A 14,294-nucleotide genomic window follows, 5' to 3' on the forward strand; every position below is an offset into this window, starting at 1 on the left:
TTATACTACAAGTCGATGAAGGCCGCTTGCGTGAGAGGACTGCGAATGATGGGTGTGTTGTCAATCGAACAAAGATTTTTGGACACCGCGCGTCGGTTATGGGCGCCAGGGGCTACGATTATCGTCGGCGTCAGCGGCGGCGCAGATTCTTTAGCGCTGCTTTTTCTCCTGGCGCGAATTAATCCGCAGTGGCCGGTGACGTTGCAACCCGTCCATGTCGATCACAATCTGCGGCCGAATTCCGCAGACGATGCCGCGTGGGTGCAACAGGTGGTGCGCGACCGTTTGGGCATGGACGTGGTAGTAGAGGCGATTCACATTGTGCGCGAACGTGGTGAATCATGGGAGATGGCTGCAAGGCGGGAACGCTACCGGATTTTGCGTTCGTACCGCCAACAGGCAGGACCGGATGCTTGGATTGCTGTGGCACATCACCAGCGCGACCAAGCCGAAACCGTGCTGATGCGTCTGATTACAGGGACAGGAATTCAAGGATTACAGGGGATGCGAGAAAAAACCCAAGATATTGTGCGTCCTCTCCTCACATTTAGCCCAGGGAGTTTGCGCGATTATTTGCAAGCGCACGATGTGTCATGGCGGGAGGATCCGACCAACCAAGACCCATATTGGCTTCGAAACCGCATTCGCTGGCAATTACTGCCGCTTTTACAGACTCGGTTCAATCCGCAAATTGAGACGACCTTAGCGCAGCTGGCTGAGCGGGCGCAGGAAGAATATCAGGTGATTGCCCAAAGCTCCGAGCAGTTTCTGCTATCTTGGAATATCGATGTGCGTGCCGAACCGCTGCTCTTACCCAAAGCCTTTGGCCTGTTGCTGCCTGCTGTCCAGGCCGATGTCATGCGGCGGATTGGTCAAGTTCGGGGGCTAAGACTGAGTCGAAAACATATAAGACAGGCGCGTGATGGCATGGCCCAGTGGCCTAAGCGCTTTCGCGTCTGGCAAAATGCCCAGGGTGATTGGCTAATTGCCGGGGATAGTGCGGCTATCCACACGTTATGGCCATCTCATGAGCTGCCGCTGCAGGGAAGTCTCATGTTGCCTGGAGGACGCTTAGTCGTCTCACAAACCTTCTATAAGGAACCCCAGGCATCGGCCACTTTCATTAATGCGGACCGATGGAGCGCATTAAAGGTGAGGGCGTGGCGACCAGGTGACCGTATCGAGCCCTTGGGGATGGCCGGTCATCATAAGAAACTGCAAGACATTTTTGTGGATGCCAAACTTCCCTGGTCCCAACGACGGTTGTGGCCCGTCATTGTGGCGGCAGAGGATGACCGTCAGGTGTTAGCGGTAGCGGGATTGGTAACGGCGGAAGCAGCGCGATGCAAAATTGGTGGCCGGTGTCATCAGATTGAGTATTTTCAAGGGGATTTCCCGGTTAAAGAAGGAATATAATATTGTGGTATAATAACGCAACTTGGCCCATGCACGCCGCTTGCGGCGCAATCGTGCGAGAGGAGGCCGTTTCTTGACAAATCGATGGCTTAGAGGAGGACTGACCATTGTATTGGCGGTGCTCTTCATTGTTACGTTGTGGGAATTAATGAGTGGACAATCGTCTACAACGCCCCAGGAATCATACAGCCGTCTTCTGTCCATGGCACATAGCGGACAGGTCAGCAGCGTGCGTGTGGATCCTCAAACCCATGTGGTTTATGCGACCACCACGACCGGCAAACAGTTTCAAACGACATACGCGACGGGTGGGACCGCGTCGTTGTCCAACACGCTGACAAATGACCATGTCACCGTGAACATTATGAAGCCTGCGACGACGTCCTTTTGGTTGAGCCTTGTAGGCAACATTTTGCCACTGCTCTTGATTGTCTTTATGTTGTACTTTTTCTTCAGTCAAACTCAAGGTGGGGGCAATCGGGTCATGCAGTTTGGGAAATCCCGAGCGAAATTGCACACCGATGACCATAACCGGGTGACCTTTGCTGATGTGGCGGGGGTAGAGGAAGAAAAGCAAGAGCTGCAGGAAGTCGTGGATTTTCTGCGGTATCCTAAAAAGTACTTGGAATTGGGAGCCCGTATTCCGAAAGGCATCTTGTTATCGGGACCTCCAGGTACCGGCAAGACGTTATTAGCCAAAGCGGTGGCAGGAGAAGCCGGGCACGGGGCCGGGAGCGCACAATTCACATGAGTGACTTTGAGGAAGCAGCGGAGCGCATTATGGCAGGGCCTCAAAAAAAGAGCCGGATCGTCACCGAAAAGGAAAAAAAGGCCGTGGCTTTTCACGAATCGGGTCACACCTTGGTAGGAATGTTGGTGCCCCACGGGGATCCGGTGCACAAAGTGACGATTATTCCGCGAGGCATGGCGATGGGCTACACGCTACCCTTACCCGATGAGGACCGGTATTTGGTCACGAAGTCGCAGATTCTCGATCAGGTCGCGATGGCATTGGGAGGACGAGCGGCGGAAGAGCTTGTCTTTGGGGAGATTTCCACAGGAGCGCAAAACGACCTCGAGAAGTCCACATCCATGGTTCGGCAGATGATTACCGAATATGGAATGTCGGATGAGTTGGGCCCCATGACCTATGGGGAGAAGCAAGATCAAGTGTTTTTGGGACGAGATATTGGACGCGATCGCGACTATGGAGAAGATGTAGCGTCGGCGATTGACCGCGAAGTGCAGCAAATTGTCACGGAACAGTATCAACGCGCGAAGCACATCTTAATGACGCACCGGGTGACCTTAAATCGTCTGGCCTTAACCTTGATGGAAAAGGAAACCTTATTGGCCGATGAACTCGAGTCCATTGTGAAAGGTCGCGAAGTGGCCATTTAAGTGGGTAGCCTGAAAAACTCGTGATATTTCACGGGGTTTCAGGCTATTCTTATGGTAAGACGGAAAGGAGTGGATGGATTGTCCACAGCGGAAGCAACAGCGTTTATCGGCACGATGGAGCAGGGCACGGGCTGGTTTTGTTTTCCAACCAAGCGGTTCAAAACAATTACCTTGCATGCCTTTTGGATTAATCAATTAAGCCGTCAGGAGGCCGCTTTAGGAGCGTTGTTGCCCCATGTGATGCAGCGGGGCACGACAAGCTGGCCGACCTTCCAACGCATGGAGCAAACTTTGGAATCGTTATATGGGGCATCGTTTCGAGCGGACGTGGGCAAGATGGGCGACAAACAGTTGTTGTCCTTTCATTTGGAAATTGTCAACGGCAAGTATTTGCCCGGTCATCCCGATACGCTAACACAAGGATTGGAATTTTTGTACGAGGTGCTCGAACAGCCGCTAACGGAGGGGGAGAGCTTTGTTCCGGCTATCGTGGATCAAGAAAAAGACTTATTGCGCCGGCAGATTCAATCGTTGATTAATGATAAAGGACAATATGCCTTAACCCGTCTGATTGAACAAATGGCGGACGGACGGGCTTTTGGTCTGCGGAAGTTAGGGACGATCGACGAGCTCGACCGCATCACGCCGCAAAGTCTCTTCCGCCATTATGAAGCCGTCAAGGGGCACAAACCCTTTGTCTTGTTTGCCGTAGGGGATGTGGACCCTAAAACCATTGAGCGGTTTATGGCCCGCTATCAAACGCGTCAAGCAGATATGTTGGAACCTATCGCTCCTTACACGCAACGATTTCATGACCGGACGTTGATTGAGCGTCAAAACGTTCAACAGGGCAAGGTCAATATGGGATACCATACCGGAATTACGTTAACGGATCTGCGGTATCCGGCTTTGATGATGTACGCGGGCATTTTGGGGGGATTTCCTCATTCCAAGCTGTTCTTGAATGTACGGGAAAAGGCGTCGTTGGCATACTATGCATATGCCCGCGTTGATGCTGCTTTAGGGGCGATGCTGATTGGAGCGGGGATCGAGTTTGAGGATTTTGACCCTGCGATTCAAATTATTGGTGAACAGCTCGATGCTATGGCGCAAGGCGAGATTAGCGAACAAGAATGGGAGTTTACGTTGCGTGCTTTTGAAAACGATATTTTGTCTGAAGAAGACAATCCCAGTCAGATCATTGCACGCCAACTAGAACAAATTCTCATGGGCGGTGGTCAATCGGGCACGGCGCTCATTCAAGCCTTACATAATGTAACACGGGAACAAGTCCAAGAGGTGGCAAAGGCCGTGAGCCTCGACACGATTTTCTTTTTAACCCAAGCCGAAGACGTACAGAGACAGGAGGAGGCCCAATGAGTGTTATGAATCAGACGCTCGAAAATGCGGCGATTGGCGAGAAGCGCATCCAGACCGTCTTATCGTCGGGGCTCACCGTCGTTGTGATTCCCCGCCCGGGCTTTCACAAAACCTTTGCGACTTTTGCGACCCGGTATGGGTCGATAGACAACGCATTTCATGATCCCAAGACGCACGATATTATTACAGTCCCGGACGGCATCGCCCACTTTTTGGAGCATAAAATGTTTGAGAAAGAGGGCGGGGGTGATGCGTTTGATGATTTTGCGCGGCTTGGCGCCTCCTCTAATGCCTATACGGACTACACATCTACGACCTTTCTTTTTCAAACGACGAGCCACGTGAAAGAGAACCTTACGGTTTTGTTAGATTTTGTTCAAAGTCCTTATTTTACAGAAGCCAACGTCAATAAAGAGAAGGGCATCATCGAGCAGGAGATTCGCATGTACCTGGATATGCCAGGGGATCGACTGCATTCGAATTTGATGAAGGCGCTTTATGTGAATCATCCCGTGCGTATTGACATCGCGGGCAGTGTGGAATCGATTCGCACGATTACGCCAGAGGATTTATATACGTGTTACCAGACTTTTTATCACCCCAGTAATATGATTCTTCTTGTGATTGGCGATGTCGATGCATCTGAGATTATCGACTGGGTGCGGAGCAACCAAGAGCCAAAAGGATATGCCTTTCAAGGTCCCGTGGTGGCGGTGTATCCGGAAGAACCATCCACCGTCCATCAGAAGCATGTGGAAAAAACGATGGTGGTCTCGATGCCTTTGTTTGTGATGGGATATAAGGATGCTGAGGTCGGGCTAACTGGTAAGGCTCTCTTGCACCGGGAAATCACCTATGGCTTGATGTGGCAAATGCTCTGTGGCAAAAGTTCCGGGTTGTTTCAAGAATTGTATCGTGAGGGTCTGATTAATGACCGCTTTTATGCGCGTTATGGTGGATCTACGACCTTTGGGTTTAGCGCCTTGGGTGGAGAAACGCCGGATCCCGAAAAACTCGAAGCCAGGTTGGTTGAGGGGCTAGTGAAGGCTCCCTTAACCCAAGAGGATTTAGATCGCGCCAAACGGCGGGAAATGGGAGAGTTTATCGGATTGTTTCAAAACCCCGAAGAACTTGCCTATGCGTATAATAGTCTCTTTTTCCGTGGGATTGATATCTATGATTATATGGATACCGTCCAACACGTTACCCTGGAAGATATTCAACAAGCGCGGAGCACGCATCTACAAGAACCGCAGCGTGCCGTCTCGGTGATTCGTCCGCAAAATCCATAAATCGAGAAGAGAGGACTAAAGCCATGCCCCATGTCACGTTATCGGGGGAGGGCTTAACGATAGCCCAAACCTATGCTATTGCAAAACATTACGATCCTGTGGAGTTAGACCCGGAGGCCGCCATGAACATGGCGGCCTCCCGTCATATGGTAGTACGTTACCTGGATGAAGAGCGTACGGTCTATGGCGTCACGACCGGTTTTGGCCGATTTAGCGAGGTGGTTATTCCTGCAGATAAAAGGCAGACCCTTCAAGTGAACTTGTTACGCAGTCATAGTGCGGGGGTGGGCACGCCGTTTTCTGAAACGGTCGTTCGGGGCATGATGGCGCTGCGCGCTAATGCTTTAGCCAAGGGATATTCGGGCGTGCGCCCCGTGGTCGTAGAGCAACTGGTGAACCTGTTGAATAAGAACGTCGTTCCCGTGATTCCATCCCAAGGGTCGGTTGGGGCCAGTGGGGATTTAGCGCCATTGGCCCACCTTGCTTTAGTGCTCATTGGCGAAGGCATGGCCACCTACCAAGGACAGGTGCTCCCGGGTGCAAAAGCTTTGGAACGTGCTGGTCTGACACCTTTAGTGTTAGAAGCCAAAGAAGGGTTGGCCTTGATTAATGGCACCCAGGCGATGGGAGCGATGGGGGTGTTAGCTGTCCACGAAGCCACAGGATTGGCCGATTGGGCGGATGCGGCAGCGGCTTTGAGTATCGATGTGCTTAGAGGGATTCCCTTGGCATTTCATCCCGCCGTTGCCCGTGTACGTCCTCATCCTGGCCAGGCTTTGGTGCAGCAGCATCTGCGGGATTTGCTGCACGGTAGCCAATTGACGACGAGCCCTGGACAATTGCGGGTGCAAGATGCCTATTCCCTGCGAACCACACCACAAGTGCATGGGGCCGCACGCGAGGGTTTAGCCCATATTGCTGACGTAGTGACCGCGGAGTTGAATAGCGCGACAGACAATCCCCTTCTTTTTGCCGACGAGGATATGGTCATTTCGGCGGGCAATTTCCATGGGGAACCGCTGGCATTGGTCTTGGACTATTTAGGGATCGTGGCCGCAGAATGGGCCAGCATTAGTGAACGCCGCATTGAGCGCATGGTCAATCCCACGTTGTCCGGACTCCCAGCATTTCTTACCACCCATGGGGGATTGCATTCCGGACTGATGTTAGCTCAATACACAGCGGCGAGTCTGGTCTCAGAGAATAAGGTGTGGGCTCATCCGTCGAGTGTGGATTCCATCCCAACGTCAGCAAACCAAGAGGATCATGTCTCCATGGGGACGACCTCAGCGCGCAAATCGTTAACGATTGTGGGGAACTTGCGCTATGTGCTGGCGATTGAGCTGTTGGCGGGTGCGCAGGCAGCGGATTTAATTGGACCGACCTTGCTGGCGCCTGCGACCCGCAAGGTCTATGAATGGGTGCGCACGATGGTGCCGACGCTTGAGGATGACCGTTCTCCAGCGCCCGATATCGAAGTTGTTGCCGCTGCGATGCTGAGTGAATCAGGACAGCAAGTGTTGAATGAACTAGGCTTGGGGCGTGGCATCATTGTCTCATGATGCTGGCCCGCTTCCCGCCCCTAGGTGGGAAGCGGGCGCAGCAAGTGCTTTCGCCATGCCCACGAGAGAGCGGCGGAGACGGGATCAGAGCAAGGGACAGGGGTAATGTAGTCTGCCACCTGATGGCAGGCTTCGAGCCCTTCGCCGACCGCGACACTTACGCCGGCCCATTGCAGCATAGGAAGGTCGTTCATGCCGTCGCCAATGGCGAGCACTTCATGTGGCTTGATGTGGTATAGGTGCGCTAAATGTTGGAGGCCTTCGGCCTTGGTCACACGCGGCGCACAGATATTGACCTCTTGGTAACCGATATGGCTAAAGACTGTCAATTCATAATCGGGGCCTTGATAGCCAAAATCATCAATAAATTGTGTGACCTTGCGGTTACCTAGCATTAAAATTTCCAAAGGCTCAGTTTCTATGGCGGTGTCCTCCGTGATTACTTGGTCTTCGGGTTTTTGCCATACGTCATAGTCGGGAGGAAATTGCGTGAATAGGACAGGGTTGGCATATCCCAAATAGCAGCGCAGGTGCGCGTGGTGTCGAAATCCCCAACGCATCATTTCTTGCGTTCTCGTGATCGGGACGCCGTGCCGGTAGAGATCAGGCTGGGGCAGCGCGGGGTTGAAGACATACGCTCCATTATGCGCGACAATGGGACCTGAGATACCAAGCTCGCGCTGAACACGTACCGCGGTGCGCCAGCTTCGGCCTGTCGCGACGACGACGTGCAGCCCTTGGAGCCAGAGTTGATGCAGTTCGTGCGCGGCTTGCGGGCGCACGTGTGCTGCCTCATCGAGCAAGGTGCCATCCAAGTCACATGCAATCATCCGAATCATGAACATGCGCCTCTTTTCTATCCCGACATTGCGCAGGGATTCTGTCTCATACCGCGTATATATAAAGAAAGCTTGACACCTTAGGAGGGGGAAGCCCGTGGTAAGACTTGTCCTAGGCTCTGCGTCCGATTTACTGGAACGGTTGACCAACCAAGCCCGCCAACAGACGCAGCCGTGGGGTCTTGTCGTGCCCAATCAGACACTCGCGGTGTTCTTGTCTGACCAACTGCGCCAACCTGAAGAGAGTCACCTCCCTGAAATCATCAGTTTGTGGGACTTGGCGCGATCGTTATTGCCTCAGGGTGTCCATGTTGCACCGATCGGGATGGAAAAAGCGCTCGCCTTTTTGTTAGCGCGTGATTTTGCCCAGAGTTTGCCCCTTGATGTCCCGGGTATCTATCTTAGCATTGTCCGTCATGCTTTAGAACTACGCCGTCGCCATATTTCTCTGCCCGCCTCAGGTGGGATTGACTGGCCCCGAATTACACAGTGGTTAGAAGGGGTTATACCCACCCGGGTTTACGATGAACTGAGGGTATATCAATATGCGCAGACCGTGAAAAGTGTTCGCCCTTGGCAATCTTTAGTCCTGTACGGCTATGTGGAAGCTCATGCTGCGCAATGGCAATTTATCAAGGCCCTAGCTGCACGCTATCCGCTTACGGTCTATACACCATGGCTGCAGCATTATAGCAATCAACTTGCCGAGCCATGGGTCAATGCGTGGCGAGAGGAAGGCGCGGTGATTGAGGAAATCCCCGCGCACAGGTCTTCTGCACGGGAATTGGGGGTACGGGTGAGAAAGGGGACGCCGTTGTTGGAGAAGGTGGCCGGCCATTTGCAAGCCCAAGGCGCAGAGGATCATCTGCTCATTGTGACAGGCCAAGAGCCTGAACCTTTGTTGCAATTTGCCAAGCGCCGCGGGGTGGTTGTAGCGGAGGACGCTGGGCCGTATCGGCTTGCTCGTAATGTCTGGCAGGCGTTTTGGCGCATTGTCCGCCATACCCACGATGATGCGGACCACAGGAATTGGCTGGAAGTGATGGCAGTGCACGGAACCGGGGCCCAAGAAGCCGGGCAGTTTGCACAACGGTGGTCGGAGGACATTCACCGAGCCTCTTCGTGGACAGAGGTGGTCGCGTTGGTGCAACAAGCCGCCGCATTTCATGGACTCGAGGCTCTGACACGGTCGCTTAAAGGAGCAGATGATTGGGCTTTGTTCGATCACTGGCCATGGCGGCCCAATGCGGATTTACTGGATGAGATGTGGGCTTTGTTGCCCTTTCAGCCAGCCTTTCAACGCGCGCAGGAGGGGCTCAGGTGGGCATACGGCTTAAATGCCCGGCTCTTGACGGCGTCTGTGATAACGGTGGTGGCCGCCGAGGAGGGGACATTTCCCCGCGCACCTAGCCCCGATCCCTTATGGCCGGCGCATTTGGCCCAAGACTTTGGGTTGCCGGCATCTACCCATGGTCGTGATCAAGACCTGCATCTCATGCATTTGCTCCAAGAATCAGGGGCTCGTGAACTGTGGTGGTTTGGCTATGAGGACGGCAATGCCCTATGGCCTATAGGCATTAATCCAGAACCCGTCTCGATCAACCCCAAAGACCTAAAGTCAGTTAGGCCAGAAGACGATGGGCGGTCGGCTTTATGGTACCGCAGCCACTATGACAGCAAGGCATTTGACGACTATACAGGGCGGATCGGCACAGACGTTGCGCAAGAATTGGTGTCTTTGAAAGCCTCTCCCTCGGCTCTCGAGGCATTTGGTACCTGTCCCTTGGCATTTTTTTATGGACGTGTTTTACAAATTCCTGCAGATTCCCCCGAAGATGGTTTGGCGGTGCCTGCGGCCTTACGCGGCCAATGGGTCCATGCGGTTTTAGAGAAAATGGTGACCTACGGACAAGAGCTGACGCTGGATGTGTTGTACGCGTGGGTCAATGAGGTGTCTGCCATGGATATGGGGTCGGGATCTCCGGTAGGGCCCGTGCTAGAGAATGCGCGAGACGACATTGTCCGCGAATTGTGGCAAGTATGGCCCTTGGTACGGCCATCTAAACCGTTTCTGACAGAGTATCCAGTTGAGTTTACGGTGCAGGCCAGAGATGTGTTATGGCAATTGTCTGGGCGTATTGACCGCATTGATGGGTGGAAAACGCAAGAACTTCTCATTACAGATTATAAAACGGGAACCTTATCTGATCCCAATCATGTGCGTCCAGACAACTTGCAGATGCCCTTGTACCGCCAAGCCTTGGCGCAGAGTGTGCCGGGGGCTACGGTGAGCGCGCGTCTATTCGGCGTGTCTTTGCACAATCAATTCCAAGAAAAAGTCTTAGACGTGGCGAAAATGCCGCGCGGGCGGGTCGAAAATATTTTGGCAGCCATGGCGCAGCGCATGGTGGCGGGCGACTTTTTGCCCCTGCCGCAATTAACGGCGGATCCGTGCCGGTTATGTCCGTACACGGGATTGTGCCCAGGCGACATTAAGGCAGAGGCGCGCCGCAAACATGAGACAGAGGGCGCATATTGGACATTATGGGAGGATCAACAAGGGTGAGCCAAGCACAGCGTCCGCGCGTCGTGGATCAAGAAACCCGCGACCGCATTATCACGGATTTCCGCCATAATATTGTGGTTGAAGCGGGAGCGGGAACGGGCAAGACAACGCTCATGGTGGCGCGCACCGTTTACGCCGTGGTTCACCAACGGATGTCTTTGGACCGAATCGCCTTGATCACTTTTATGGAAAAAGCTGCTGATGAAATTCGCTCCCGGTTGGCGATGCGCCTTGAGGACGTCATCCGCGAGGGGGATCCTCTCGAGGCGGCATTAGCCCAAAGGGCCTTGGAGCAATTGCCTGGGGCCGCGATTACCACGATTCATGGATTTGCGATGCGGACTTTGCAGCGCATGGGGCCTCGTGCCGCGGTGCCGCTCAATTTTCGGGTCATGGATCCGTATGAGCAAGATGAGTTGTTTGATCAGGCTTTTCGCGCCTGGTTAGCGTCGGATGGGACAGCAGCGGAATGCACGCGTACGATCTTAGGCTTGGGCTTGCCCTTTGAACGGTTTCATACCATGGCGAAAATGCTTAGCCAAGAGCCGGACATTCCTAGCTATTCAGCCACCAAGCCCGGATTGGATTGGGTCGATGAGCTATTGGCAACGGGCGAAAAATGGATGCAGCGGGCTCAGGATCTGGCGGCGGAGGATGATCAAGGACGTCTGCAAATCTATGACATTGTGCGGTTTATGCGTTCGCTGAAAACCCTGGACCGTGCCGCATGGTATAAGGCCTTGGCCAGTTGGCAAGTGGGGGCACCGAAGGGAAACCGCAAGAAGTGGGCCGAGGCCTCAGCGCTGGCGGAACAAAAGGAGTGGGTGGCAGACCTGAAAGAGTCCCTGGCAGCGTTTCGGCAGCACCTCGCTGACTACCTCCTCGCCGAATTTTTATCGCTTATGACGCAAGGGTTCTTGCCATTTTGGAAAGATTTTCGCTGGCAGCGAGGGCAACTCACGTTTGATGATTTGTTGTGGGAAGCTCGCCACGTTTTGCGGAGGGGGCGTGGCGAAGAGCGGGACTACGACATGATTATGGTGGATGAGTTTCAGGATACGGATGCGGTGCAGGCAGAAATTATCATCCGGACCTTGAATCCATCATGGCAAGGCGATTGGACAAAGGCACCGGTGCCTGCAGGTTCTTTGTTTGTGGTGGGGGATCCCAAGCAGTCCATTTACCGGTTCCGTGGTGCCAGCGTGGAAACCTATCAAATGGTACGTGCTCAGTTGCAGCAGCAAGGGGCCTTGCTGCTTGATATTGTGCAAAATTTTCGGTCGCGTCCTGAAATCATTGAACCGGTCAATACCCTCTTTACGGAAAATTGGCCACAGCAACTAGACCCCGCCCGTCCCTATGTCGCTCCATATACACCCCTTGTCCCGTACATGCCAGCTGATGAAGCCCCGCGGTTTATCGTTCAAGGGGGACCTACCGACGGTTCAGCCTATGACGAACGACTTTTTCAAGCCCGCCTCATTGCTGAATGGCTAAAGCAGTGGGTGGTCAGCGAAAAGCTGGCGATTTTAGATCCGCAAAATGGGGCCACGCGCATGGCTACTTTAGGCGATGTGGCGCTGTTGATTCCCAACCGGACGGGCATGAGCATTTATCAAGACGTCTTGACACAAGCGGGGTTAGCGGTGGCACCCGAAGGCGGCATTCGGTTTTTTGAACGGGATGAAGTGCGCGGATTTCAGCAGTTTCTCTCGGCATTGCGCAAGCCGCAGGCTGTCTTGCCCATTGTCGCATGGCTGAGTTCTCCATGGGTGGGCATTTCGCATAGAGAGTTGGCCCAGCATCGCCGTTTAGGCGGAACATTTGCTTATCTGGAGGCCAATGCCCAAGGCCATCCGGCGGTTCTTCGGGCCTTAGCGCAATTGCGGAATTGGCACCAACAGTGGTGGGCATGGCGGGCTGAAGATTTTTTTTGGGCCCTTTATGATTGGAGTGGACTACCTGCGGCCCTCAGCGCGCGTCAAGACGCGGGGGCTTTGGCTAATCTTGAAAAACTTGCGGATTTGAGCCGTGACTTAGGGGATCTTTGGGGTATTGATAAGTTGTGCCAATGGTTGGAACGTAAGGTTCAGCTACGCGATAAAGAAGAGGAAGGGCCGTTGCCCACAGAGAATGATGCGGTTCATATTTTCACGGTGCACCGAGCGAAAGGCTTGGAGTGGCCGATTGTCATCGTGGCCAATTGGCACTCACGTCCTCGGGCAACGCATCCGGGTTTGCGTTTGTCCCAAGGGCGGATTGCCTTAGCCAGTAAGGATCTTCTCAGCCGCGATTGGGAAGCATTAGAGCAAGAAGAACGCGTGCGCCAAGACGCGGAACGCGAACGCTTGTATTATGTAGCATTGACCCGGGCGCGCGATTATTTAGTGGTGATTGATACCTATGCGCCTGATAAATCCAATGCGTGGAATCTCTATCCCCGCTGGGGCGCTTCCAAGCATTAGCCATTCTCGACCCGGTCCTTGCCCAGTCGTTTGGCTTGATATAGAGCCGCATCGGCGCGGTGAATGGCCGTTTCCGGGGTATCTTCACGCTCTAGTGCGGTGAGGCCCAAGCTAATGGTGACGGCGGTACCAATATGAAAGTCGTGCTGGCGTGTTGCGGTGCGAAGACGTTCGGCTAACTGATAGGCTGCGTCCAAAGACGTGTCGGGAATAATAATGGTAAATTCCTCTCCACCATAGCGCGCAAAGATGTCACTGCTGCGTAAATTGCTGCGGATGATCCGGACAACTTCGCGAAGCACGCGGTCGCCCGTATGATGGCCGAGAGCATCATTGAGTTGTTTGAAGTTGTCTAAGTCAAACATGATCAGCACGGGACGTCTGCGGCCTAAGGCGTGCTCGTGTAAGATGGCTTGCAAGGCCCGGTCAAACATCCGGCGGTTGTAAATCCCGGTGAGGCTATCCACTTCCGATAAGGTACGATAGCGTTCTTTTTCCTGCCACAGTTGATGTTCTTGCAGAACAGTTTCTGTCACATCGGAAGCGACCGCTAAGATGACCCACTGGTGGTTGTGCCACAAAGTGCGAGACGCTATCCGGGCCCAGATGGGTCGCTCGGTTCGCCCTTTGATTTGAATGGGGGGATATTCTTCGGTAAACGATTCGCCCGCTAGCCGTCTTTGAATGTTGATCTGCATGCGGTGACGCAGATCATCGCTTACGGCGAGAACATCCCATAAGTGCATGTGTGTGAACTCTTCGGGCGTATATCCACACCACGTCACCGTAGCGGGATTCACATAAAGAAATTTTTCGCGAGCAATGACGACGGGAGTAGGGATGGCATCTAGCACTTGATAAAAGGTGGCCGCTTCCTGGTCCATTTGCTCTTTTAAGGCCATAGTTTCGGTAATATCGATATAGTTGGCGAGGCGTACCATGCGTCCTTGATAAAACACCGAAGTGGCATAGGCTTGCAGCCAAATAGGCTGTTGATCTTTGCGCACGGCTTTAATGAGGGTGGCTGTGACATGGTTGGGATCTTGCAGTCCTAGGGCAATGGACGCCTGAATCTGGGATTTATAGGGTTCTTGCAAGACGTCCCAAACATAGAGCGACTGCAATTCTTGGGCCGAATAGCCCAACATTTTTTGCAAAGCCGCATTGGCATAAAGAAATCGGTCCGTATGCAAGTCCACGCCCACAAGCATCCGGTCGGTTAGCAGATTGAAGAACTCGTCCCACTGGTGCGCTTGGGCGGGTAGGTCCCCGGGTCGCGCTGGATGTCTTCGGTAACGCGTTTGTTCTTCTCCTCTTTCCAGCAACAAACAGCCAAAGCGTCTCAAAGTACCGCGGTGAGCTTTGGCCTTTCT

8 protein-coding genes and 1 pseudogene are annotated in these 14,294 nt (G+C 53.5%); 7 read left to right on the forward strand and 2 right to left on the reverse strand.

What is annotated here, in order from left to right; genetic code table 11:
- Positions 1 to 45: 45 nt before the first annotated feature.
- The 5 genes and pseudogenes from tilS (at position 46) to hutH (ending at position 7,051) form a co-directional block, all read left to right on the forward strand.
- The gene (tilS, locus tag ORD20_RS09340; protein ID WP_158246328.1) at positions 46 to 1,416 is read left to right on the forward strand and encodes a tRNA lysidine(34) synthetase TilS; all 1,371 of its coding nucleotides are present in this window, start codon (positions 46 to 48) and stop codon (positions 1,414 to 1,416) included.
- 73 nt (positions 1,417 to 1,489) lie between these two features.
- A pseudogene (locus tag ORD20_RS09345) lies at positions 1,490 to 2,817 on the forward strand (ATP-dependent metallopeptidase FtsH/Yme1/Tma family protein).
- Positions 2,818 to 2,886: 69 nt separating this feature from the next.
- Positions 2,887 to 4,197 carry an EF-P 5-aminopentanol modification-associated protein YfmF gene (gene yfmF, locus ORD20_RS09350; RefSeq protein ID WP_173677106.1) on the forward strand — a complete coding sequence of 437 codons (1,311 nt, stop codon included), beginning with the start codon at positions 2,887 to 2,889 and terminating at the stop codon, positions 4,195 to 4,197.
- Positions 4,194 to 5,489, forward strand: coding sequence for an EF-P 5-aminopentanol modification-associated protein YfmH (yfmH, locus tag ORD20_RS09355; RefSeq protein ID WP_103376110.1), 1,296 nt, complete (start codon positions 4,194 to 4,196; stop codon positions 5,487 to 5,489). The genes yfmF and yfmH overlap by 4 nt, the downstream gene beginning before the upstream one ends.
- A 23-nt stretch (positions 5,490 to 5,512) precedes the next feature.
- Positions 5,513 to 7,051 (forward strand): histidine ammonia-lyase, encoded by a 1,539-nt coding sequence (hutH, locus tag ORD20_RS09360; RefSeq protein WP_103376111.1) that lies wholly within the window; start codon positions 5,513 to 5,515, stop codon positions 7,049 to 7,051.
- A gap of 20 nt (positions 7,052 to 7,071) precedes the next feature.
- On the opposite strand, the gene ORD20_RS09365 is transcribed toward hutH, so the two are convergent.
- Entirely contained in the window at positions 7,072 to 7,890 is an 819-nt protein-coding gene (locus tag ORD20_RS09365) for an HAD family hydrolase (RefSeq protein ID WP_158246329.1), read from the reverse strand.
- Between the two features lie 97 nt (positions 7,891 to 7,987).
- Between ORD20_RS09365 and ORD20_RS09370 the strand changes: the two genes are divergently transcribed.
- A complete protein-coding gene (locus ORD20_RS09370) occupies positions 7,988 to 10,456 on the forward strand; it encodes a RecB family exonuclease (protein ID WP_103376113.1) in 2,469 nt (822 codons plus the stop codon).
- Entirely contained in the window at positions 10,453 to 12,921 is a 2,469-nt protein-coding gene (locus ORD20_RS09375; RefSeq protein WP_158246330.1) for a UvrD-helicase domain-containing protein, read from the forward strand. The genes ORD20_RS09370 and ORD20_RS09375 overlap by 4 nt, the downstream gene beginning before the upstream one ends.
- Here ORD20_RS09375 and ORD20_RS09380 read toward each other — a convergent pair.
- Complete coding sequence (locus ORD20_RS09380; RefSeq protein WP_158246331.1) at positions 12,918 to 14,246, reverse strand: sensor domain-containing diguanylate cyclase; 1,329 nt, start codon at positions 14,244 to 14,246, stop codon at positions 12,918 to 12,920. The genes ORD20_RS09375 and ORD20_RS09380 overlap by 4 nt on opposite strands.
- Positions 14,247 to 14,294 lie beyond the last annotated feature (48 nt).

Source organism: Sulfobacillus thermotolerans (assembly GCF_039623705.1).
GTDB lineage: Bacteria > Bacillota > Sulfobacillia > Sulfobacillales > Sulfobacillaceae > Sulfobacillus > Sulfobacillus thermotolerans.